24 protein-coding genes are annotated in these 21,656 nt (G+C 72.1%); 16 read left to right on the top strand and 8 right to left on the bottom strand.

What is annotated here, in order from left to right; genetic code table 11:
• Positions 1-278 precede the first annotated feature (278 nt).
• The 3 genes from AC5L3Z_RS05795 to AC5L3Z_RS05785 form a co-directional block, all read right to left on the bottom strand.
• The gene (locus AC5L3Z_RS05795; RefSeq protein WP_494840102.1) at positions 279-965 is read right to left on the bottom strand and encodes a response regulator; all 687 of its coding nucleotides are present in this window, start codon (positions 963-965) and stop codon (positions 279-281) included.
• A gap of 51 nt (positions 966-1,016) precedes the next feature.
• The gene (locus AC5L3Z_RS05790) at positions 1,017-1,202 is read right to left on the bottom strand and encodes a hypothetical protein (protein ID WP_494840100.1); all 186 of its coding nucleotides are present in this window, start codon (positions 1,200-1,202) and stop codon (positions 1,017-1,019) included.
• 114 nt (positions 1,203-1,316) lie between these two features.
• Positions 1,317-2,243, bottom strand: coding sequence for a LysR family transcriptional regulator (locus AC5L3Z_RS05785; RefSeq protein WP_494840098.1), 927 nt, complete (start codon positions 2,241-2,243; stop codon positions 1,317-1,319).
• A 218-nt stretch (positions 2,244-2,461) separates the two neighbouring features.
• On the opposite strand from AC5L3Z_RS05785, the gene AC5L3Z_RS05780 reads away from it, so the two are divergent.
• From AC5L3Z_RS05780 to AC5L3Z_RS05770, 3 genes are read left to right on the top strand one after another with little or no spacing between them, the layout of a single operon-like run.
• Positions 2,462-3,040 carry a dihydrofolate reductase family protein gene (locus tag AC5L3Z_RS05780; protein WP_494840097.1) on the top strand — a complete coding sequence of 193 codons (579 nt, stop codon included), beginning with the start codon at positions 2,462-2,464 and terminating at the stop codon, positions 3,038-3,040.
• Positions 3,041-3,054: 14 nt separating this feature from the next.
• The gene (locus tag AC5L3Z_RS05775; protein WP_494840095.1) at positions 3,055-3,456 is read left to right on the top strand and encodes a VOC family protein; all 402 of its coding nucleotides are present in this window, start codon (positions 3,055-3,057) and stop codon (positions 3,454-3,456) included.
• A 1-nt stretch (position 3,457) separates the two neighbouring features.
• Positions 3,458-4,285 (top strand): Rossmann-fold NAD(P)-binding domain-containing protein, encoded by an 828-nt coding sequence (locus AC5L3Z_RS05770; RefSeq protein WP_494840093.1) that lies wholly within the window; start codon positions 3,458-3,460, stop codon positions 4,283-4,285.
• Positions 4,286-4,466: 181 nt separating this feature from the next.
• On the opposite strand, the gene AC5L3Z_RS05765 is transcribed toward AC5L3Z_RS05770, so the two are convergent.
• Entirely contained in the window at positions 4,467-5,384 is a 918-nt protein-coding gene (locus AC5L3Z_RS05765; protein ID WP_494840092.1) for a RecB family exonuclease, read from the bottom strand.
• A 144-nt stretch (positions 5,385-5,528) separates the two neighbouring features.
• Here AC5L3Z_RS05765 and AC5L3Z_RS05760 point away from each other — a divergent pair, with 144 nt between their 5' ends.
• The 3 genes from AC5L3Z_RS05760 to AC5L3Z_RS05750 all read left to right on the top strand — a co-directional run bounded on the left by AC5L3Z_RS05760 (position 5,529) and on the right by AC5L3Z_RS05750 (position 8,305).
• Entirely contained in the window at positions 5,529-6,620 is a 1,092-nt protein-coding gene (locus AC5L3Z_RS05760; RefSeq protein WP_494840622.1) for a site-2 protease family protein, read from the top strand.
• On the top strand, positions 6,617-7,639 hold the full coding sequence (locus AC5L3Z_RS05755; protein WP_494840091.1) for a tRNA (adenine-N1)-methyltransferase: 1,023 nt from the start codon (positions 6,617-6,619) through the stop codon (positions 7,637-7,639). Before AC5L3Z_RS05760 ends, AC5L3Z_RS05755 begins: the two co-directional genes overlap by 4 nt.
• A gap of 81 nt (positions 7,640-7,720) precedes the next feature.
• On the top strand, positions 7,721-8,305 hold the full coding sequence (locus AC5L3Z_RS05750) for a hypothetical protein (RefSeq protein ID WP_494840090.1): 585 nt from the start codon (positions 7,721-7,723) through the stop codon (positions 8,303-8,305).
• Positions 8,306-8,418: 113 nt separating this feature from the next.
• Here the strand turns inward: AC5L3Z_RS05750 and AC5L3Z_RS05745 are convergent, their stop codons facing one another.
• Positions 8,419-8,715, bottom strand: a complete 297-nt coding sequence (locus AC5L3Z_RS05745) for a ferredoxin (protein WP_334532430.1) — start codon at positions 8,713-8,715, stop codon at positions 8,419-8,421.
• Between the two features lie 178 nt (positions 8,716-8,893).
• Here AC5L3Z_RS05745 and arc point away from each other — a divergent pair, with 178 nt between their 5' ends.
• The 6 genes from arc (at position 8,894) to prcA (ending at position 15,176) form a co-directional block, all read left to right on the top strand.
• Complete coding sequence (gene arc / locus AC5L3Z_RS05740) at positions 8,894-10,675, top strand: proteasome ATPase (RefSeq protein ID WP_494840088.1); 1,782 nt, start codon at positions 8,894-8,896, stop codon at positions 10,673-10,675.
• 256 nt (positions 10,676-10,931) lie between these two features.
• On the top strand, positions 10,932-12,449 hold the full coding sequence (gene dop, locus AC5L3Z_RS05735; RefSeq protein ID WP_494840086.1) for a depupylase/deamidase Dop: 1,518 nt from the start codon (positions 10,932-10,934) through the stop codon (positions 12,447-12,449).
• Positions 12,450-12,621: 172 nt separating this feature from the next.
• On the top strand, positions 12,622-12,837 hold the full coding sequence (locus tag AC5L3Z_RS05730) for a ubiquitin-like protein Pup (protein ID WP_494840085.1): 216 nt from the start codon (positions 12,622-12,624) through the stop codon (positions 12,835-12,837).
• Between the two features lie 33 nt (positions 12,838-12,870).
• The gene (locus tag AC5L3Z_RS05725; protein ID WP_494840084.1) at positions 12,871-13,545 is read left to right on the top strand and encodes an endonuclease VII domain-containing protein; all 675 of its coding nucleotides are present in this window, start codon (positions 12,871-12,873) and stop codon (positions 13,543-13,545) included.
• A complete protein-coding gene (gene prcB, locus AC5L3Z_RS05720; protein ID WP_334532388.1) occupies positions 13,464-14,303 on the top strand; it encodes a proteasome subunit beta in 840 nt (279 codons plus the stop codon). The genes AC5L3Z_RS05725 and prcB overlap by 82 nt, the downstream gene beginning before the upstream one ends.
• A 66-nt stretch (positions 14,304-14,369) precedes the next feature.
• Positions 14,370-15,176, top strand: coding sequence for a proteasome subunit alpha (prcA, locus tag AC5L3Z_RS05715; RefSeq protein WP_494840082.1), 807 nt, complete (start codon positions 14,370-14,372; stop codon positions 15,174-15,176).
• Positions 15,177-15,394: 218 nt separating this feature from the next.
• On the opposite strand, the gene rfbD is transcribed toward prcA, so the two are convergent.
• Positions 15,395-16,282 (bottom strand): dTDP-4-dehydrorhamnose reductase, encoded by an 888-nt coding sequence (rfbD, locus tag AC5L3Z_RS05710; protein WP_494840081.1) that lies wholly within the window; start codon positions 16,280-16,282, stop codon positions 15,395-15,397.
• Positions 16,279-17,280 carry a dTDP-glucose 4,6-dehydratase gene (rfbB, locus tag AC5L3Z_RS05705; RefSeq protein WP_494840079.1) on the bottom strand — a complete coding sequence of 334 codons (1,002 nt, stop codon included), beginning with the start codon at positions 17,278-17,280 and terminating at the stop codon, positions 16,279-16,281. The genes rfbD and rfbB overlap by 4 nt, the downstream gene beginning before the upstream one ends.
• 74 nt (positions 17,281-17,354) lie before the next feature.
• On the opposite strand from rfbB, the gene rfbA reads away from it, so the two are divergent.
• The 4 genes from rfbA (at position 17,355) to AC5L3Z_RS05685 (ending at position 20,534) form a co-directional block, all read left to right on the top strand.
• Positions 17,355-18,236, top strand: coding sequence for a glucose-1-phosphate thymidylyltransferase RfbA (rfbA, locus tag AC5L3Z_RS05700; RefSeq protein ID WP_494840077.1), 882 nt, complete (start codon positions 17,355-17,357; stop codon positions 18,234-18,236).
• Positions 18,233-18,856: a dTDP-4-dehydrorhamnose 3,5-epimerase family protein gene (locus tag AC5L3Z_RS05695; RefSeq protein ID WP_494840075.1), complete on the top strand. Its 624-nt coding sequence runs from the start codon at positions 18,233-18,235 to the stop codon at positions 18,854-18,856. The genes rfbA and AC5L3Z_RS05695 overlap by 4 nt, the downstream gene beginning before the upstream one ends.
• A 68-nt stretch (positions 18,857-18,924) precedes the next feature.
• A complete protein-coding gene (gene pafA, locus AC5L3Z_RS05690) occupies positions 18,925-20,283 on the top strand; it encodes a Pup--protein ligase (protein WP_494840073.1) in 1,359 nt (452 codons plus the stop codon).
• A 59-nt stretch (positions 20,284-20,342) separates the two neighbouring features.
• The gene (locus AC5L3Z_RS05685; protein WP_494840071.1) at positions 20,343-20,534 is read left to right on the top strand and encodes a hypothetical protein; all 192 of its coding nucleotides are present in this window, start codon (positions 20,343-20,345) and stop codon (positions 20,532-20,534) included.
• Between the two features lie 32 nt (positions 20,535-20,566).
• Here the strand turns inward: AC5L3Z_RS05685 and AC5L3Z_RS05680 are convergent, their stop codons facing one another.
• Positions 20,567-21,652 (bottom strand): DUF3866 family protein, encoded by a 1,086-nt coding sequence (locus AC5L3Z_RS05680; protein WP_494840069.1) that lies wholly within the window; start codon positions 21,650-21,652, stop codon positions 20,567-20,569.
• Positions 21,653-21,656 lie beyond the last annotated feature (4 nt).

Genomic DNA, 21,656 nt, shown 5'->3' with positions numbered 1-21,656 from the left:
TCCTCGGTGCCGTCCGGGCGGGATCCGTCCGACTCCGGGCGGAGCCGGGGCGGATTTCCCGCTGCGGGTCGGCCCGGAGCCGGGCTCAGGGTTGTCCCTGAGCCGGCGACCCGTCGACCGTGTTTCCAGGCCCCGGGACGGCGCCGGAGCCGACGCTAGGACCTCACGCCACGTGATGGTCAACCGCGCCGCGCCGTCTCCGGTCACGGTAGGTCACCACGGCAACGGCGCCGCCATCGCGCCGGCGACCCCTCGGGTGCGGCCCGGGACGCCCCACCTCACACCTTCGGACGAACCAGGCCGGACTCGTAGGCCAGCACCACCGCCTGCACCCGGTCGCGCAGCCTCAGCTTGGTCAGCACGTGCCCGACGTGCGTCTTGATGGTGGTCTCGCTGACCGACAACGCGGCCGCGATCTCCGCGTTCGACAGGCCCCGGGCGACCTGCACGAGCACCTCCCGCTCCCGCTCGGTCAGCGCGCTCAACACCTTCGGCGGGGTGGCCGCGGGATCGGGAAGCATCTCGGCGAAGCGGTCCAGCAGCCGCCGGAGGATCCGCGGCGCGACCACCGCCTCACCGGCGGCGACCGCGCGGATCGCGGTGACCAGGTCCTCCGCCGGCACGTCCTTGGCCAGGAAGCCGCTGGCCCCGGCGCGCAGCGCCCCCACCACGTACTCGTCGAGGTCGAAGGTGGTCAGGATGAGCACCCGGACGGGCAGCCGGGCGGCCACGATCGCCCGGGTGGCCGCCACCCCGTCCATCCGGGGCATCCGGATGTCCATCAGCACCACGTCCGGCAGCAGCCGGCGGGCCAGCTCCACCGCCTCCTGGCCGTCCCCGGCCTCCGCCACGATGTCCAGGTCCTCCGCGGTGCCCAGCACCATCCGGAAGCCGGTACGCAGCAGCGGCTGGTCGTCGGCGAGCAGGATCCGCACCGGCCGCACCGCCGCCGCGCCGTCGCTCATCTGGTCTCCTGTCCTGCTGGCCGGCACGGATCGACCGGGTCCGCCGCCCGGTCACCCGGACACCGCCCCGACCGGCTCCACCGGGATCCTCGCGTACCCCCGGAAGCCGCCGCCGGGGCGCGGCCCGATCCGTAGGGTCCCACCGTAGAGGCCCATCCGTTCCCGCATGCCGACCAGCCCGTGCCCGATCCGGTCGGGCCCCGGCGCCGGACCGCGCCCGGTGTCCGTGACCTCCACCGTCAGGACGCCGGACTCCGTGCCGATCCGGTGCACGTTGGCGGCCAGGCTGCACGTCCCCTCGGCCCAGATCCTGGGTCCCGGAGCGGTACGAGCCTGCGTCGGGCGGCGGATTCACGTGTCAAGAAGCACATCGTGGGCGGCTTGAGCGAGCGCGGCGATCAGGGCGGTGTGTGCGGCTGTGCGCCACACCAGAGCCCAGGAACAGGTCGGGGCATCACGTACCGGTAGGTAGGTGATACCCGGCCAGGAGTAGTACCGGGAGGCCTCCACCTGCACCGGTTGCACCACGGCGCCGGCCGCCACGACGGTGAGGACCTCCTGCCAGGTGGTGACTGCGGGTCCACGCCGCACCTCCCGGCCGGCCGGCGTGTGGAACGGCACGATCGCCTCCTCCCAGTAACGCGGAACGGGGGTGGCGGGGTGGGCGACGACGTAGTCGCCCAGGTCCTCCATGGTGGCCTCGCCACGACGGGTGAGCGGATGGTTGTCGGCGACCATGAACATGATCGGGTCCTCGCGCAGGACCGGTCCGACGGTCAGGTCCGGTTCGTCGACCGGTGTCCACAGCAGCGCCACGTCGACCTGGCCGGTGCGTAACGGAGTGAACGGGTCAGCGACGTGCACTTCGCGAAACCGCAGTTCGCAACGCGGGTGCCGAGCGCGGAACAGGCTGGTCACATCGGTGATGGCCTGGGCCAGAGCACCCATGGTGCCCAACGTGAGCGTCCCTTCCATGCCCCGCGCCGTGTCAGCGGCGGTCTCGATGGCGGTGAGGATGCCCTGGTAGCTGACAGCGAGATCGTCACGTAGGCGGGCGCCGATCGGGGTCAGCGTCACCCGGCGGCTGGTGCGCTCGAACAGGGCGGCACCCACCCGGCGCTCCTGCTTCGCTATCGACTGACTGACCCGGGCCTGGGACAGGTGCATCCGCGCCGCGGTGCGCCCGAAGTGCAGCTCCTCGGCCAGCGTCAGGAAGATCTCGATGTCACGCAGTTCCACAGCGGCTCTCCTGTGTCCGACGGCCAGACCAATGCCCACCGATAACCCAGCGATTATCGAGCCTTTCTGGATCTTGGGTTGTTGCGGACCTGCGCCCGGGTGATGGTGATCAGCGAACCGTAAGACCGGTCCCGTGACCCGATCAAGGACCTCCAGAGGCGGACGTCACATCCCGCCGGCCCGCGTGCCCCGTCTCCACCGCGCGGCCCACCGCAGGCTCCCTGATCCGTGTCTCGTCCACCCAAGAAAGGAGCGCGATGCGCCAGCGCAAACTCGTCTACTACGTCGCGTCGACCCTCGACGGCTACATCGCCGGCCCTGACGGGCAGTACGACAGCTTCCTCCACGACGGCGATCACCTGTCGGCGCTCGTGGCGGAGTTCCCGGAGACGATTCCGGTGCACCTCCGGGAACACTTCGGGCTGGTCGACAGCCCGAACCGGCGGTTCGACACGGTCGTGATGGGCCGGGGCACCTACGAGCCGACGCTGAGCGTCGGCACCACCAGCTCGTACCCGCACCTGCGCCAATACGTCGTGTCCCGGTCGCTGACCATCGACGACCCGACGGTGCGGGTCGTCGCGGAAAACCCGGCCGGCCTGGTCAGCCGGCTGAAACAGGAAGACGGCACGGACATCTGGCTGTGCGGCGGCGGTCACCTCGCGGGCCAACTGCTCGGCGAGATCGACGAGCTGATCATCAAACGACACCCGATCGTCGCCGGCGCGGGGATCCCGCTGTTCACCGGCGGGTACCAGCCGACCCGGTTCACCCCCGCCGCGAGCCGGGAGTTCGACAGCGGGGTCACCGTCCTGACCTACACCGCTCAGGCATGACAAGGAGCACGCGCGTGCAGATCAACGCAACCACCCTCTCCCTCACCGTCGACAAGGTGGCGGAATCGAGCGCCTTCCTCACCACCCACCTCGGGTTCACCGAACGCATGGCCGCCGACGGGTTCGCCTCCCTCGGCCGCGACGACGCGGCCATCGACATCGTGCTCCTGAGGCGCGGCACGGACGTGCTGCCGGAAGGATTCCGCGACCAGCACGCCGCCGGAGTCATCGTCGCCTTCACCGTCACCGACCTTGCCGCCGAGGAGAGTCGCCTCCGCGCCGCGGGAGTCCCCATCACCATGCCACTACGGGAAGAGCCGTGGGGAGAACGCCTGTTCCAGGTCACCGACCCGAGCGGTGTCACCGTCCAGTTCGTCGAGTGGTTGGCCCCCAGCCCGAACCAGCAGGAGTCCTGACATGAGCGGCAACACCATGACCCTGGTCCTGGGTGGGACCGGCAAGACCGGCCGTCGGATCGTCGATCGGCTGACCGCGCGGGGGCTGCCGGTGCGGGTCGGCTCCCGCAGCGGCACACCCCCGTTCGACTGGGCGAACCGGTCCACGTGGGCCGCCGTGCTGTCGGACGTCGACGCGGTGTACGTGTCCTACTCTCCGGATCTCGCGGTCGCCGGCGCGACCGACGACATCCGGGCCTTCACCGAGCTCGCGGTGTCGACCGGGGTCCGGCGCCTCGTCCTGCTCTCCGGTCGGGGTGAGGAGGAGGCGCAAGCCTCCGAGAAGGTGGTTCAGGACGCCGGAGCCGAATGGACCATCCTCCGGGCGAGTTGGTTCAACCAGAACTTCAGCGAGAACTACCTGCTGGAGCCGGTGCTGGCCGGCGAGGTCGTCCTGCCTACCACGGGGGTGGCCGAACCCTTCGTCGACGCCGACGACATCGCCGACGTCGCGGTCGTGGCGCTCACCGAGACGGGGCACGCCGGTCAGGTGTACGAGCTGACCGGGCCGCGCCTGCTGACCTTCGCGGACGCGGTCGGGGAGATTGCCGCCGCAAGCGGGCGCCCGATTCGGTTCGTGCCGGTCAGCGCGGCGGACTACGCTGCCGCGCTGGCGTCGGCTGGTGTGCCCGGCGACGTCGTCTCGCTCCTGACGTACCTGTTCACCACGGTGCTCGACGGACGCAACGCCCAGCTGGCTGACGGAGTGCAGCGGGCTCTGGGCAGACCACCTCGCGACTTCGCCGACTACTGCCGGGACGTCGCGGCCAGCGGGCTCTGGGCCGGCTGAGTCCATCCTCTCCACCGCCGGTGCGGCATCGGCGGCGGGCTGGCGCCGGCTGCCCCAGCGTGCAGGGGCAGCCGGCCGTCACCGTCGGGGGCAGCCGCCGGAAGCAGCGCGGCCGGTCCACCCGTGGCACGCGCGCCGGCGGTGGTGGGTCACCCGTGGCGCGGGTGGGGACGGCGGGGGTTCACTCGTCGGCGCCGGGCGCGGCGGGGCCGGAGCGGGCGTCGCGCAGCGGGTCGGCCGACGCCGAGCGGTCCGGGAACGGCGGCGGGGTCCCGCCGAAGCTGGGGCAGTGCGCCTGGTGGTTGCACCAGTCGCAGAGCCGGCTCGGCCGGGGGCGGAAATCCTGCCGCTGGGTGGCCTGCTCGATCGCCTGCCAGAGCGCCACCACGGTGCGCTCGAAGCGCAGCAGCTCCTCGGCGTCCGGGGAGTAGTCCAGGACCTCGGCGTCCTTGAGGTAGAGCAGCCGCAGCACCCGCGGCACCACGCCCCTGGTCCGCCAGAGCACCAGCGCGTAGAACTTCAGCTGGAACAGCGCCCGGGCCTCGAACGCCTCCCGCGGCGCGCCGCCGGTCTTGTAGTCGACCACCCGCAGCGCGCCGTCCGGCGCGACGTCGAGCCGGTCGAGGTAGCCCCGGATGAGCAGCTGGTCGTCGACGACCGCGGAGATCAGGCTCTCCCGCTCGGCCGGCTCCAGCCGCCGCGGGTCCTCCACCGCGAAGTAGCCCTCCAGCAACGCCGCGGCGGTCCGCAGGAATTCGGCGGTGCCGGTCTCATCGGCCGGGTCGAACAGGGCCGCCAGCTCCGGCTGCTCGGTGACCAGCCGGTCCCACTGCGGGGCGACCAGCGCGCCGGCCGCGTCCGGGGTGCGGCCGGTCGCCGGCAGGTCGAACAGCCGCTCCAGCACGGCGTGCACCAGGGTGCCCCGGGCCTGCTCCACGCTGGGGCGCTCGGGCAGCCGGTCGATGCTGCGGAAGCGGTAGAGCAGCGGGCAGGTCTTGAAGTCCGCCGCCCGGGACGGCGACAGCGACGCCCGGACGGTGGCGGGCAGCGCCGCCGCCGCGGGAGGGGCCTGCTGGTCGATCACCGGTTCCGCCGTCATGCCCCGAAGGTTAGGCCACCGGTGTGACAGGGTCGTGATCGGCGCTCCAGGGCATGATCGGCAGCGCGTAGCATCGGCCCGGTGAACTCCCGCACCCGTACGCGGCGCCGGCCCGGGCGACGTCCCGGCCTCACCGTGGGCCGGGTGTTCGGGGTGCCGGTGCACCTCAACGTGTCGATGCTGCTGCTGACCCTCCTGGTCACCGTGTCGTACGCGGAGTTCGCCCGCCGGCAGCTCGACCTGCCCCAGCTCGGCGGCTACCTGATCGGTCTCGGCTTCGTCGTGTCGCTGCTCGGTTCGGTGCTGCTGCACGAGCTGGGCCACGCGCTGACCGCGCGCCGCCACGGCATCGGTGTGCGCGGGATCACCCTGGAACTGCTCGGCGGCTACACCGAGATGGAGTCCGACGCGCCCACCCCCCGGGTCGAGTTGCAGGTCTCGCTGGCCGGGCCGGCGGTCTCGGCCGTGCTCGGCGTGCTCGCCGTCGGCGCCACCCTGGCCCTGCCCGACCGCACCCTGGCCCACCAGCTGGCCCTCCAGCTGGCGCTGAGCAACGTCATCGTGGCGCTGTTCAACCTGCTGCCCGGGCTGCCGCTGGACGGCGGCCGGGCGCTGCGTGCCCTGGTCTGGGGGATCAGCCGGGACCGGCACCGGGGCACCGAGGTCGCCGGCTGGGCGGGACGCGTCGTCGCCGTCGGCACCGCCGCGCTGACCGTGGCGCTCACCGTCGAACGGGTCCTCATCCCGCTGGCCCTGCCGCTGCTGCTGCTGGTCGCCGTGACCATGTGGCGCGGTGCCGGCCAGTCCATCCGCTACGCCCGGATCAGCCGCCGCTTCCCGCTGGTGGACCTGCGCCAGCTGGCCCGCCCGATCGTCGCGGTGCCCGCCGGCACCCCGCTGGCCGAGGCGCAGCGCCGCGGCGCCGGGCAGGGGCCGCCGGACGGGGCCGTCGCCGTGGTCGACGGCGCCGGCCGGCCGGTCGCCCTCGTCGACCCGGTCCGGGCGGAGCGGGTGCCCGCCGAACGCCGGCCCTGGGTGGCGGTGGACACCGTCGCCCGGCCCCTGGGCGAGCTGCCCACCCTCGCCGTCGAGCTCGACGGCGAGCGGGTGGTGGAGGCCGTGCAGACCCACCCGGGCGCACAGTACGTCGTGACCGCAGGCGAAGATGTCGTCGGCGTTCTGCACATCGGGGATCTCGCGCAGGTCCTCGAACCCACACGGAAGTTGAACAAGTGACCGCAGCACATCCCTCCGCCGTTCCGGCCGAGACCGGCACACCGGTGCCCGCCGCCATCCCGGAGCTGCCCCCGGTGCACCGGGGGCCGTTCCGCCCCGGCGACCGGGTGCAGCTGACCGACCCCAAGGGGCGGATGCACACGGTCGTCCTGGAGCCCGGCAAGGAGTTCCACACCCACCGCGGCATCCTGCAGCACGACGCGCTGATTGGGCAGCCCGACGGCAGCGTGGTCACCACCTCCGGCGGCGGCACGGCGTTCCTCGCGCTGCGGCCGCTGCTGTCGGACTACGTGCTCTCCATGCCCCGCGGCGCGCAGGTGATCTACCCGAAGGACTCGGCGCAGATCGTCGCGATGGGCGACATCTTCCCCGGCGCGAAGGTGCTGGAGGCCGGCGCCGGCTCGGGCGCGCTCAGCTGTTCCCTGCTGCGCGCCGTCGGCACCGGCGGCGAGCTGCACTCCTACGAGGTGCGCGACGACTTCGCGCAGATTGCCAAGCGGAACGTGGAGGCGTTCTTCGGCGCCCCGCACCCGGCCTGGAAGCTGCACGTCGGCGACGTCGCCGACTGCCCGGAGACCGGCTTCGACCGGATCATCCTGGACATGCTCACCCCCTGGGAGACCCTCGACATGGTCGAGCGGGCGTTGCTGCCGGGCGGGGTCTTCATCGGGTACGTGGCCACCACCCCGCAGCTGTCCGAGCTGGTGGAGGCGCTGCGCGAGCGGGGCGGCTGGACCGAGCCGCGGGCCTGGGAGTCGCTGGTGCGCGACTGGCACGCCGAGGGTCTCGCGGTCCGCCCGGACCACCGGATGATCGCGCACACCGCGTTCCTGGTCTCCGCGCGTAAGCTCGCCCCGGGCGTCACCGCGCCGCCGCGGCGCCGCAAGCCCAGCAAGGGCGCCGAGGCGTACGCGGAGCGCAAGCAGGCGCTGCGCGAGGCGGCGGCGGCCCGCGAGGCCGCGGCAGCCCGGGCCGCCGAGGTGGAACCGACCGCGGTGGGCGGAACGGACGCGTCGTGACGGGGGAGCGGGGCGGCTGGGAGTGAACGGGCGGATTCCGTCGGCCGGTGCGGGTCGACGGCGCGACCTGGGGGAGAGGGCATGAGTCGGCCGGGTTTCGGCGGCGGCGGCGGTGGCGGCGACCTGCCGGCCGTGTTCCCGGACTGGTCGCCCTACCAGGACCTCGAATCGGCCGCGCGGGCGTACCTGCGCGACCCGGACGTGGCCCTGGAGGCGCTCGGCGGGGTGCTGCGCGGCGCCTCGGTGCTCGGGTTCACCCTGGAACGCTTCGTCAACGAGGTGAACGGGGTCTGGCAGGAGGTCGTCGTCTGCGACGGCAGCCGGCTGGTGCTCTGGCACGGTGAGGACGTGCCGCCGGGGGAGGGGCCGCCCGGGGCGATGACCTCGTCGCTGCGGGTGGTGCCGGTCTCCACGGTCACCGAGGTCGGCTGCCGGCGGCGGCTGACCCGCGGCGACAACGGCGAGATCCGAATCGACAGCATCGACGTGTACCTGCTGCTCACCTCGCTGGACGAGGCGCCACCCGGCGACGAGGTCGTCGGCGCGCCCCGGCACGACGCGCTGCGCTTCGGCAAGACCCTCGACGACGGCGGGGCGGGGCAGATCGCCCGGCTGGAGGAGTTCGCCCGGCTGGTCGCGTCGGTGGTCGGCCGCCCGATGCTCTGACCGGCCGCGACACGTGGCGCGGGCCGTGGACGACGTCGTCGTCCGCGGCCCTGTCGTCGGTCGCCCCCTGGGTCGTCGTCGCGGCCGGCGGCTCGGTCCCCGGCCGGGACGGCTCAGTCCTCCTCGGCCTCCGGGCCGGCCACCTCGACGCCGTCGCTGCCGCGCACCACGTGGATGCACTCGCCCGGGCACTCCTTCGCGGAGTCGATCACCTCGAGGCGCAGGTGCTCGGGCACGTCGACCCGGCTGCCCGGGGCGAGCAGCAGCTCGCCGTCGGCGCCCTTGACGTACGCCAGGCCGTCGACGTCGAACTCGAAGACCTCCGGCGCGTACTGCACGCAGAGCCCGTCGCCGGTGCAGAGCTCCTGGTCCACCCAGACCTGCAGCTGGTCGGTCGCGACCTCGGCCACCGGTGCACCCCCCATGTTCTCCCGTCCCACGCCCCGACGGTACCCGAACGCCGGTACCCGCCCCGGAGGCGGCCCTTTGCGATCAAGGTTCGGTGACGAGGGCGTTGCGTGGGACCGAATCGGCCTCATAGCGGCTAGTGTTAGGGCAGAACGTTCAAGCCCCCCGGGGAGGTGGGACGTGGCACGCAGCGACGACGCGGACTCGCGCGCCGCACGGTGGGAGAAGGAGGCCCACGATCTCTCCACGCAGGTCGCGTTCCTTCAAGAGGAACTCGCTCTGGTGCGGCGCAAGTTGACCGAAAGCCCCCGACACGTCCGGCAGCTCGAAGAGCGGCTGGCGGCCACCCAGGCACAGTTGGCGCGGCTCACCGAGAACAACGACCGGCTCGTGAGCACCCTCAAGGAGGCTCGCGCGCAGATCGTGACGCTCAAGGAGGAGATCGACCGCCTCGCGCAGCCGCCCAGCGGCTACGGTGTCTTCCTCGCGCGACACGACGACGGCACGGTGGACATCTTCACCGGCGGACGAAAGCTCCGGGTCGCCGTCTCACCCTCGTTGGACGCCACGGAGTTGCGGCGGGGCCAGGAGGTCCTGCTCAACGACGCGCTCAACATCGTCGACGCGTTCGGCTACGAGCGGGTCGGCGAGGTGGTGATGCTCAAGGAGATCCTGGTCGGCCCCGACGACGGTCCGGGTGACCGGGCGCTGGTGGTCAGCCACTCCGACGAGGAGCGGATCGTGCACCTGGCCGAGACCCTGATCGGCTCGCCGATCCGGGCCGGCGACTCGCTCATGATCGAGCCCCGCTCGGCGTACGCGTACGAGCGGATCCCGAAGAGCGAGGTTGAGGAGCTGGTGCTGGAGGAGGTGCCCGACGTCGACTACACCGACATCGGTGGCCTCCAGTCGCAGATCGAGCAGATCCGCGACGCGGTGGAGCTGCCCTTCCTGCACGCCGACCTGTTCCGCGAGCACCAGCTCCGCCCGCCGAAGGGCATCCTGCTCTACGGGCCGCCCGGTTGCGGCAAGACGCTGATCGCCAAGGCGGTGGCGAACTCGCTGGCCAAGAAGATCGCCGAGCGGGAGGGCAAGGAGAAGCACACCAGCTTCTTCCTCAACATCAAGGGCCCGGAGCTGCTCAACAAGTACGTCGGCGAGACCGAGCGGCACATCCGGCTGATCTTCCAGCGGGCCCGGGAGAAGGCGGGCGAGGGCACTCCCGTCATCGTCTTCTTCGACGAGATGGACTCGATCTTCCGTACCCGTGGCTCCGGTGTCTCCTCCGACGTGGAGAACACCATCGTCCCCCAGCTGCTCAGCGAGATCGACGGCGTCGAGGGGCTGGAGAACGTCATCGTGATCGGCGCCTCCAACCGGGAGGACATGATCGACCCGGCCATCCTGCGACCCGGCCGGCTCGACGTGAAGATCAAGATCGAGCGGCCGGACGCCGAGGCGGCCAAGGACATCTTCTCCAAGTACATCCTCTCCGGGCTGCCCCTGCACCCGGACGACCTGGCCGAGCACGGCGGCGACCCTCAGGCCACCGTGGCGGCGATGATCGACGCGGTCGTGCTGCGGATGTACTCCGAGACCGAGGAGAACCGCTTCCTCGAGGTGACCTACGCCAACGGCGACAAGGAAGTCCTCTACTTCAAGGACTTCAACTCCGGCGCGATGATCCAGAACATCGTCGACCGCGGCAAGAAGATGGCCATCAAGGAGTTCCTCACCTCCGGACGCAAGGGACTGCGGTTGCAGCACCTGCTCGACGCCTGCGTCGACGAGTTCCGGGAGAACGAGGACCTGCCCAACACCACCAACCCCGACGACTGGGCCCGGATCTCCGGCAAGAAGGGCGAGCGGATCGTCTACATCCGCACGCTCGTCTCCGGCGGCAAGGGCGCGGAGGCCGGGCGGTCCATCGAGACCGCCAGCAACACCGGTCAGTACCTCTGACCCGACAGCGTTCGGGGGCGTCCGCCACGGCGGGCGCCCCCGTTCCGTACGCGTCGGCCGGCCCGCCCGGGCCTCCACTTCGGGCAGCGGCCCCACCGGCGCCGACCCGGCCGGTACCGGCCCGCCGCGCACCCCGGCGGGCGACGACACGATCACCGATCGCGCCCGCCCGCCGCGCCTGCGTCCTGCACGGGCCGAGGGCGGACTACGCTCGACGTGACGGGGGACCGGTCGGGCGAGTGGAGCGGGTGGGTCGATGAGCGTTAGACGGATCATGGGCACCGAGGTCGAGTACGGCATCTCCGTGCCCGGCCAGGCCGGGGCCAACCCGATGGTCACCTCGTCGCAGGTGGTCAACGCGTACGGGGCGCGCCCGGAGCTCAACCGTGGCGGCCGGGCCCGCTGGGACTACGAGGAGGAGTCTCCGCTGCGCGACGCGCGCGGCTTCACCTACTCGGGCGCCGCGTACGACCCGGCGGAGGCGCTGGCCGACGAGGACCTCGGCCTGGCCAACGTGATACTCACCAACGGGGCACGGCTCTACGTGGACCACGCGCACCCGGAATACTCCACTCCCGAGGTGACCAACCCGCTGGACGTGGTCCGGTGGGACAAGGCGGGGGAGCGGGTGATGGCCGAGGCGTCCCGCCGGGCCGCCACCATCCCCGGCACCCAACCGATCCACCTCTACAAGAACAACACCGACAACAAGGGCGCCAGCTACGGCGCGCACGAGAACTACCTGATGCGGCGGCAGACCCCGTTCGCCGACATCGTCACGTACCTGACGCCGTTCTTCGTCACCCGCCAGATCTTCGCCGGCGCCGGCCGGGTCGGCATCGGTCAGGACGGCGGCCAGAACGGCTTCCAGATCTCCCAGCGCGCCGACTTCTTCGAGGTCGAGGTCGGGCTGGAGACCACCCTCAAGCGGCCGATCATCAACACCCGCGACGAGCCGCACGCCGACGCCGACAAGTACCGCCGGCTGCACGTCATCATCGGCGACGCGAACCTCTCGGAGATCTCCACCTACCTCAAGGTCGGCACCACCGCGCTGATCCTCACCATGATCGAGGAGAAGGCGCTCGGCGCCGACCTCGGCATCGCCGACCCGGTCGGTGAGCTGCGCGCGGTCAGCCACGACCCGTCGCTGAAGCACCTGATGCGGCTGCGTGACGGGCGGCGGCTGACCGCCCTGGACGTCCAGTGGGCGTACCTGGAGCGGGTGCGGTCCTTCGTGGACGACCGCTACGGCGACGACGTGGACGCGCAGACCGTGGACGTGCTGGACCGCTGGGAGAGCGTGCTGGACCGGCTCGGCCGGGACGCCTTCCTCTGCGCCGACGAACTGGACTGGGTGGCCAAGCTGCGGCTGCTGGAGGGCTACCGGGAGCGGGAGAAGCTCGGCTGGGGTTCGCACAAGCTCCAACTGGTCGACCTCCAGTACTCCGACGTCCGGCCGGAGAAGGGCCTCTACCACCGGCTGGTCTCCCGCGGGGCGATGAAGACCCTGCTGACCGACGAGCAGACCCGCACCGCGATGACCGAGCCGCCGGAGGACACCCGGGCCTACTTCCGAGGTCGCTGCCTCGGCCAGTACGCCTCCGAGGTCGTCGCGGCCAGCTGGGACTCGGTCATCTTCGACGTCGGCCGGGAGTCGCTGGTCCGGGTGCCGATGATGGAGCCGGAACGGGGCACCCGCAAGCACGTCGGCGCGCTCTTCGACCGCTGCGCGAGCGCCAAGGACCTGTTGGAGATGCTGACCGGGCCGTGAGTGCCGGTACGGCCACGGCACGGTCGCGCCACGCCGGCCGGGGGCGCTCCACTGACGCCACCGGACCGGTGTGACCGCTCCCGTCCGCCGGTGGCGAACACGGCTGACGCGGGCGCTTCCTGTCGCCCTGACGGGGTAGATTTCATGCCAGGCGATCGTGGAGGAGGCAGTCATGGCCACTCGTGACAGCGGTGGGCAGTCGCAGTCGGGCAGGTCCCGGCAGGGCGAGGAGACCGAGGACGTCACCACCGAGGCGAACCCGGAGGTCGCCGAGCGGCACGCCGAGATCACCGAGGACGTCGACGACCTGCTCGACGAGATCGACTCCGTCCTCGAGGAGAACGCCGAGGAGTTCGTGCGAGGTTACGTACAAAAGGGAGGTCAGTGATCATTTCGGGGCGAAACGGACATGCCGCTTCCCTTGGATGATCAGAACGGCCGACGCCGGTGCCGCGACTGCGGGGAATGGAAGCCGCTCGACGAGTTCTGTGCGAGCAGCAAGCGTCCCAGCGGTCGCGGCAGCTATTGCAAGCCCTGCTTCAACGAGCGCTCGAAGGCCAGTTACGCCAAGCGGGTGAAGGAGAGGCATGGCCGAGAGGTGAAGCCCGCCCGGGAAGTCCCGGAAGGCCACCGCTTCTGCGCCGACTGTGGAACCGTCAAGCCCGTGGCCGACTTCCCCCGTAACCGTGCCGACAGCACGGGCTATGCCACGTACTGCAAGCCGTGCCACAACAGCCGCACGAAGGAAGTGAGGCAGCGGCTCTACGGCGGCAGTCGGGAGTACCACCTGCGGCGCCGCTACGGCGTCGGGGAGAAGGAGTTCCAGGAGCTCCTGGCCGAGCAGGGCGGGGTCTGCGCGATCTGCGGCGGCGCGGACCCGCAACATCTGGACCACGATCATCGCACCGGATGGGTGCGCGGGATACTCTGCTTCAACTGCAACGGTGGTCTTGGCCAGTTCCGTGACAGTCCCACGAGGCTGGCCAGGGCGATCACGTACCTGAGAGGAACCACGTGGCAGCGGGTTTTGATCCATCCGGGCGTCTACCAGATGTGTTCACCAACGCGGGGACGTCCTCCTTCACGGCCTTCCTGAGCCGGGTGGCCCCCGAGATGCTGCCCGGCCGTCGGCCGCTGCCGCCGGGCATGGCCGCCGACCTGGCGCCGCACGCCACCACCATCGTGGCCATCTCGGCCGCCGGCGGTGTGGTGATGGCCGGGGACCGGCGGGCCACCATGGGCAACCTGATCGCCCAGCGGGACATCGAGAAGGTGCATCCGGCCGACGCGTACTCGCTGGTCGGCATCGCCGGCACCGCCGGCATCGGCATCGAGCTGATGCGACTGTTCCAGGTGGAGCTGGAGCACTACGAGAAGATCGAGGGCGCGATGCTCTCGCTCGACGGCAAGGCCAACCGGCTCGCCTCGATGATCCGCGGCAATCTCGGCGCGGCGATGCAGGGCCTCGCGGTGATCCCGCTCTTCGCCGGCTTCGACCTGGCGGCCAGCGATCCGGCGAAGGCCGGCCGGATCTTCAGCTTCGACGTGACCGGTGGACCGTACGAGGAGACCGGCTACGACGCGATCGGCTCCGGTTCGATCTTCGCCCGGTCCGCGCTGAAGAAGCGGTTCCGTGCCGGGCTCTCCATCGACGACGCGGTCCGCCTCGCCGTCGAGGCGCTCTACGACGCCGCCGACGACGACACCGCCACCGGCGGCCCGGACCTCACCCGTCGGATCTACCCGGTGGTGATGACGGCGACGGCCGAGGGCACGCACCGACTCACCGACGCCGAGACGGCGGCCGTCGCCGAGGGGGTCGTCGCCGGTCGGATGGAGAACCCGGGCGGCTGATCCCGCTCCCCGCTCCCGCCCACCAGTCAGCAGTACTCAGCACAGCGCCGAAGGAGAACCGCCGCCGTGGCCATGCAGTTCTACGCCTCGCCCGAGCAGATCATGCGCGACCGCTCCGAGCTGGCCCGCAAGGGCGTCGCCCGGGGCCGCAGCGCGGTGGTCCTGAGCTACGCCGGCGGGGTGCTCTTCGTCGCGGAGAACCTCTCCAGCGCCCTGCACAAGGTCAGCGAGATCTACGACCGGATCGGTTTCGCCGCGGTCGGCCGGTACAACGAGTTCGAGAACCTGCGCCGGGCCGGGGTGCGGATGGCCGACCTGAACGGGCTGAGCTACGACCGGCGGGACGTCACCGGGCGGGCCCTGGCCAACGCGTTCGCGCAGACCCTGGGCTCGATCTTCACCGAGCAGTCCAAGCCGTTCGAGGTCGAGATCTGCGTCTCCCAGGTCGGCGCCACCGCCGAGGACGACGAGCTGTACCGGATCACCTACGACGGCTCGGTGAACGACGAGCCGGGTCGGATGGCGATGGGCGGGCAGGCCGAGGCGATCACCGGGGTGCTGAAGTCCGACCACCGCCCGGACATGTCGCTCAGCGAGGCCGTCAAGGTCGCCGTACGGGCGCTCAGCAGCGTCGGCGGCGAGGGTGGCGCGGCCCGGACCATCGCGGCCAACCAGCTCGAGGTGGCGGTGCTGGACCGGCATCGGGTCGGGCGCACCTTCCGCCGGGTCACCGGGGCGGCGTTGACCGGGCTGCTCGAGGGGGACGCCTCGGCCGACGTCGCGCCGGAGGACGGGCGGGCGAACACGCCGACGGTGCCGACGGAGGAGTCGCACAAGCCGACCAGCTCCGCCGGCTCGGCAGACCTGGAGTGACCGGCGGGCCCGCGGCCCGCAGGAATGATGTCCGCGTCGCGGGGTCGGGGGTTCTCCCGGCCCCGCGGTCCGTTCCGGCCCGGCGAGGCGCCGGCCGAGCGGGGCGGACGAGGTGGTACGGCGGCCTCGCGTGACCGTCGTGGGACACCGCTGCGTCCCGGCCGCCTTGCCGGGAGGGGCCCGAGGCCGACGCCGGAGGTGAGCAGGTCAGGGCCGCTTCAGGCGGCCTTCCACCGGGTGGGCGGAACGGTGGAGTCGAAGGCGTCGGTCAGGCTGTCGTGCCAGTCCGGCAGCGGGTGCAGACCGGCGACGGCCCAGCGGTCGTGCCCCAGCACGCTGCAGGCCGGTCGGGTGGCCGGGCGCGGGAACCGGTCACTGGTGGTGGGTCGGATCCGTTCCGGGTCGAGCCCGGCCAGGGCGAAGGCCGCGCGGGCCAGGCCGTACCAGGTGGTCCCGCCGGAGCAGGTGCCGTGGTAGACGCCGGCGGGGGCCCGGGCGGCCAGGGCCGCGTCGGCGAGCGCGACCAGCTGGGTGGCGAGGGCATAGGACCAGGTGGGCTGGCCCTGCTGGTCGTCCACCACGTCGAGGTGCTCGCGCCGGCCAGCCAGGCGGAGCATGGTGGTGACGAAGTTCGGGCCGTGCGCGCCGTAGAGCCAGGCGGTGCGGACCACGTACCCGGTCTCGGGCAGCAGCCGGGCGACGGCGCGTTCGCCGGCGAGCTTGCTGCGCCCGTACGCGTTCACCGGGTCGGTCGGCGCGTCCTCGGGGTACGGGGTGGTCGTGTCGCCGCGGAAGACGTAGTCGGTGGAGACGTGCAGCAGCCGCGCGCCGGTCTCGGCGCCGGCCGCGGCGAGGTTCGCCACCCCGTCGCCGTTGACCCGGGTGGCGGCCGCCTCGGCCGCCTCGGCGCCGTCGACGTCGGTCCACGCCGCGGCGTTGACCACCACGTCGTGCCCGGCGACGGCGGCGCGCGCCGCGTCGGCGTCGGTGATGTCCAGCTCCTCGCGGGTGAGCGCGGTCACCTCCAGGTCGCGTCGACTGCCGAGGACGGCGAGCAGGTCCGCGCCGAGCATGCCGCCCGCGCCGGTCACGAGTACCCGGGTCACGCGCCCGGCTTCGCCTTCAGCGGTTCCCACCAGGCCCGGTTCTCCCGGTACCAGCGCACCGTCTCGGCCAGGCCCCGGTCCAGGGCGATGCTCGGGGCGTACCCCAGCTCGGCGCTGATCTTGCCGATGTCGAGCGAGTAGCGGCGGTCGTGGCCCTTGCGGTCGGCGACCGGGACGACCCGGTCCCAGCCGGCGCCGCACGCCTCGAGCAGCCGGCCGGTCAGCTCCGTGTTGCTCAGCTCGCTGCCGCCGCCGATGTGGTAGACCTCGCCGGCGCGTCCCTTCTGCTGGACCAGCGCGATGCCCCGGCAGTGGTCGTGCACGTGCAGCCAGTCCCGGACGTTGCCGCCGTCGCCGTAGAGCGGCACGGTGCCGCCGTCGAGCAGGTTGGTCACGAACAGCGGGATGATCTTCTCTGGGAACTGGTACGGCCCGTAGTTGTTGGAGCAGCGGGTGACGACCACGTCCATGCCGTGGGTGCGGTGGTAGGCCAGCGCGAGCAGGTCCGAGCCGGCCTTGGAGGCCGAGTACGGGGAGTTCGGTGCCAGCGGTGAGGTCTCCGTCCAGGAACCCTCGTCGATCGAGCCGTAGACCTCGTCGGTGGAGACGTGGACGAACCGGCCGGTGCCGTGCCGCAGGGCGGCGTCGAGCAGGGTCTGGGTGCCGAGCACGTTGGTGGTGACGAAGGGCGCGGCGCCGGCGATCGAGCGGTCGACGTGCGACTCGGCGGCGAAGTGCACGACCACGTCGTGCCCGGCGACGACCTCGTCGACGAGCGCCGGGTCGCAGATGTCGCCCTGCACGAGGCGCAGCCGGGGGTCCTGCCGTACCGGGGCGAGGTTGGCCAGGTTGCCGGAGTAGGTGAGCTTGTCCAGCACGGTGACCGCGGTGGGCTCGCCGCCGGGCACACCGGAGGCGTCGCCGCCGGGCACACCCAGCAGCATCCGCACGTACTCCGACCCGATGAATCCGGCTCCGCCGGTGACGAGGACCCTCACGGGTCCCGAAGTGTACGCGAAGTGCGGGCCCCCGGACGGTGTCCGGTTTGGACGGCTACCGGTACGCTCCCCCGGTGCGCGGAATCCTTCTCGCAGGTGGCACCGGGTCCCGGCTGTGGCCGATCACCCGCGCCGTGTCCAAGCAGCTGATGCCGGTCTTCGACAAGCCGATGATCTACTACCCGCTGTCGACCCTGGTGCTGTCCGGCGTGCGGGAGATCCTGGTGATCACGACGCCGGAGGACCAGGACCAGTTCGTCCGGTTGCTCGGCGACGGCAGCCAGTTCGGGCTGCGCCTGGAGTACGCCAGCCAGGCCCGCCCGGAGGGCATCGCGCAGGCCTTCGTGCTGGGCGCGGACTTCATCGGCGACCAGTCGGTGGCGCTGATCCTGGGGGACAACATCTTCCACGGCGTCGGTCTGGGCCGGCAGTTGGCCGGCAACGCCGACCTGACCGGCGGTCGGGTCTTCGCGTACCCGGTGGCCAACCCGGAGGCGTACGGGGTCGTCGACTTCGACGCCGACGGTCGGGTGCTCTCGATCGAGGAGAAGCCGGCGAGGCCGAAGTCGCGCTACGCGGTCCCTGGCCTGTACTTCTACGACAACCGGGTGGTGGAGATCGCCGGCAAGCTCACCCCGAGCGCCCGCGGCGAGCTGGAGATCACCGCGGTGAACGAGGCGTACCGGGAGATCGGCGAGCTGTCGGTGACCCTGCTGGACCGGGGCACCGCGTGGCTGGACACCGGCACCTTCACCTCGATGATGCAGGCCGCCGAGTTCGTCCGGGTGATCGAGGAGCGGCAGGGCATGAAGATCGGCTGCGTCGAGGAGGTGGTCTGGCGGGCCGGCCTGATCGACGACGCGCAGCTGGCCGCCCTCGCCGAGCCGCTGGCCCGGAGCGGCTACGGCGAATACCTGTTCAACCTGCTGGCCGCCAGGCGTGGCGGGGTCCGGTGAAGATCCGTCAGCTCGCCGTCGAGGGCGCCTGGGAGATCACCCCGCAGCAGCACGGCGACCCGCGCGGGCTGTTCGTGGAGTGGTACCGCTTCGACGCGCTCGCCGAGGCGGTCGGCCACCCGCTGCGCCTGGCCCAGGGCAACCTCTCCGTCTCCGCGCGCGGCGTGGTGCGTGGCATCCACTTCGCCGACGTCCCGCCCGGCCAGGCCAAGTACGTCACCTGCGTGCGGGGCGCGGTGCTCGACGTGACCGTCGACCTGCGGGTCGGCTCGCCGACCTTCGGCCGGTGGGAGGGCGTCCGACTCGACGACGTCGACCGGCGGGCGGTCTACCTCAGCGAGGGCCTGGGGCACGGCTTCTGCGCGCTGACCGACGACGCGACCCTGAGCTACCTCTGCTCCACCACCTACAACCCGCCCGCCGAGCACGCGGTGCACCCGCTCGACGCGGAGCTGGCCATCGACTGGCCGGCCGACGGGCCCCGGCTCTCCGCCCGGGACGCCGCCGCGCCCACCCTGGCGCAGGTCCGCGAGTCGGGGCTGCTGCCCGACTACCGGGCCTGCCGGTCGTTCGTGGCGGGGCTGCGGCGGGACGGAATGTCGTACTCGGACGGGATTTGATCGACCGGAGAGCACGACCTGTGGTGTGACAGTGACGAACCGGGCCCCCGGGCGGCTAATGTCACATCATGGAGCGGCGAATCTTCGGCCTCGAGACCGAGTACGGCGTCACCTGTACGTACCGCGGGCAGCGGCGGCTGTCCCCTGACGAGGTCGCCCGGTACCTCTTCCGCCGGGTCGTGTCGTGGGGCCGGTCGAGCAACGTGTTCCTTCGCAACGGGGCCCGGCTCTACCTGGACGTGGGCTCCCACCCGGAGTACGCCACCCCGGAGTGCGACTCGGTCACCGACCTGGTGGCCCACGACCGCGCCGGTGAGCGGATCCTGGAGGGCCTGCTCATCGACGCCGAGAAGCGGCTGCACGACGAGGGCATCGCGGGCGAGATCTACCTGTTCAAGAACAACACCGACTCGGCCGGCAACTCGTACGGCTGCCACGAGAACTACCTGGTCTCCCGGCACGGCGAGTTCGGCCGGCTCGCCGACGTGCTCATCCCGTTCCTGGTGACCCGGCAGTTGATCTGCGGGGCGGGGAAGGTGCTGCAGACCCCGCGCGGGGCGGTCTACTGCCTCTCCCAGCGCGCCGAGCACATCTGGGAGGGCGTCTCCTCGGCGACCACCCGCAGCCGGCCGATCATCAACACCCGCGACGAGCCGCACGCCGACGCCGAGCGCTACCGCCGGCTGCACGTGATCGTCGGCGACTCCAACATGAACGAGGTCACCACGCTGCTCAAGGTCGGCAGCGCCGACATCGTGCTGCGGATGATCGAGGCCGGGGTGGTGATGCGGGACCTGTCGCTGGAGAACCCGATCCGGGCCATCCGCGAGGTGTCGCACGACATCACCGGCCGGCGCAAGGTGCGGCTGGCCTCCGGCAAGGAGGTCAGCGCGCTCGACATCCAGCAGGAATACCTGGCCAAGGCGACCGAGTTCGTGGAGCGCCGGGGCGGCGACCAGACCGCCAAGCGGGTGGTGGAGCTCTGGGGCCGGGTGCTGGCCGCGGTGGAGAGCGGTGATCTCGACCCGGTGGCGCGGGAGGTCGACTGGGTGACGAAGCTGCGGTTGATCGAGCGCTACCAGCGCAAGCACGACCTGCCGCTGTCCCACCCGCGGGTCGCCCAGATGGACCTGGCGTACCACGACCTGCGCCGGGGCCGCGGCCTGTACGGGCTGCTGGAGCGGCGCGGGCAGGTGGACCGGGTGGCCACCGATCCGGAGATCTTCGAGGCGAAGGAGACGCCGCCGCAGACCACCCGGGCCCGGCTGCGCGGCGAGTTCATCCGGCACGCCCAGGAGAAGCGCCGTGACTTCACCGTCGACTGGGTGCACCTGAAGCTCAACGACCAGGCGCAGCGCACCGTGCTCTGCAAGGACCCGTTCCGCGCCTACGACGAGCGGGTGGAACGGCTGATCGCCAGCATGTGAGCGGAGCGGCGGCCGGTGCCCGGCACCGGCCGCCGACCCACCGGTACGCTGGCGTCGCGATGAACACCTCACCCCCTGACCGCGAGCGCGGCACCGAGAAGCTGAACTGGGTCGAGCGCCGCCGGGAGAAGATCCGCACCGAGATCGAGCGCAACCGGCGCGGCGAGTACACCGTGCCGACCTGGGTGCTCGTGGTCGCGTTGGTGGCCATCGTCGCCGGCTGGCTGGCGCTGATCTTCCTGGTCGGCTGAGCCCGCGCCGCTGACGGCACGCCCTCGGGCGCTCAGTCGGCCAGGCGGGCCGCGTGTCGGCCGGCGGCGGCCGCCGCCAGGAAGTAGGCGTGGTCGGCGTCCAGGCCCCGACCCATGGTGGAGAGCGTCACCGGCAGGGCCCGCAGCGCCGCGTCCAGTCCGTCGGTGGCGACCCGGACGATGGTGTGCCGCCGGGCCAGCGGGGACAGGGCGGCGTCCACCGCGGCGGCCAGCGCCGCGTCGAGGCCGTCGGGCACCACCAGCTCCGCCGGGGCGAGGGCGACCCTGCCGTACGAGGTGAGGCTGTGGTGGGACACGCCGCGGTGCCGGGGGCGGGGGTCGGCGTCGGAGATCCGCAGCGAGCCCACCGGCCGCCCACCGAGGACGGCGACCGCGTTGACCGCCTCGCCGACGGCGACCCCGGAGAAGCCCCAGCGGGTGCCGGTGCCCAGGTTGCCGGGGCCCTGGGCGACGATCGCGACGTCGGCGCGCAGCACGTGTCGGGCGGCGAGCAGGCCGGTGTGCAGGGTGGTGGCCTCCAGGTCACCGCCGAACGCCTGCCCGACGCTGACGGTCCCCACGAGGCGGTCGCGCAGCCCGTCGAGGGTGCGGGAGAACCAGGCCGGCAGGGCGCCGCCGTCGGTGAGCAGGTACGCCACCCGGGCGTCCGGCGCGTCGGCGTGGATGCCGGCGAGGATCGCGGGCAGCGCGGAGTGCAGGTCGGCGGTGACCACGGGCAGCCCGTCCAGGCTCTCCGCCCGGGCGAGCAGGTCGTGGTGCGGGGACGCCTCCTCGTCCACCCCGAGCATGATCGGTTGCAGCGGGGTGTACCGGGCCTTGACCAGGTGCCCGGCGTCGCGGGTGTCACCGGCCTGCGGCGGGTCAGCCGGCAGCCGGTCGGGCAGCGCCACCACCAGGGCGTAGCCGCCGGTGCCGAGGCCCATCAGCAGCGCGCCGGCGTTGAGCAGCACCCGGTCCCCGGGCACCGGGTCGCCGACCAGGTCCGGGTACGCCAGCGCGCGCATCGTGCCGCCGTCGGAGAGTTCGACGTCCAGCTCCACCGCGCCGGCCCACCGCCGCCGTACCGCCGTGACCGTTCCCGACCGCCATCGCACCATGCCG

It is taken from the genome of Micromonospora sp. LZ37 (assembly GCF_059359015.1).
This window is presented reverse-complemented; position numbering and strand designations above follow the sequence as displayed.

Coding starts and splice junctions, on each gene's coding strand:
- AC5L3Z_RS05795 (WP_494840102.1), bottom strand. CDS start 965: ATGAGCGACGGCGCGGCGGCGGTGCGGCCGGTGCGGATCCTGCTCGCC.
- pafA (WP_494840073.1), top strand. CDS start 18,925: ATGGAGCGGCGAATCTTCGGCCTCGAGACCGAGTACGGCGTCACCTGT.
- AC5L3Z_RS05730 (WP_494840085.1), top strand. CDS start 12,622: ATGGCCACTCGTGACAGCGGTGGGCAGTCGCAGTCGGGCAGGTCCCGG.
- AC5L3Z_RS05765 (WP_494840092.1), bottom strand. CDS start 5,384: ATGACGGCGGAACCGGTGATCGACCAGCAGGCCCCTCCCGCGGCGGCG.
- AC5L3Z_RS05685 (WP_494840071.1), top strand. CDS start 20,343: ATGAACACCTCACCCCCTGACCGCGAGCGCGGCACCGAGAAGCTGAAC.
- AC5L3Z_RS05680 (WP_494840069.1), bottom strand. CDS start 21,652: ATGGTGCGATGGCGGTCGGGAACGGTCACGGCGGTACGGCGGCGGTGG.
- AC5L3Z_RS05780 (WP_494840097.1), top strand. CDS start 2,462: ATGCGCCAGCGCAAACTCGTCTACTACGTCGCGTCGACCCTCGACGGC.
- AC5L3Z_RS05750 (WP_494840090.1), top strand. CDS start 7,721: ATGAGTCGGCCGGGTTTCGGCGGCGGCGGCGGTGGCGGCGACCTGCCG.
- AC5L3Z_RS05770 (WP_494840093.1), top strand. CDS start 3,458: ATGAGCGGCAACACCATGACCCTGGTCCTGGGTGGGACCGGCAAGACC.
- dop (WP_494840086.1), top strand. CDS start 10,932: ATGAGCGTTAGACGGATCATGGGCACCGAGGTCGAGTACGGCATCTCC.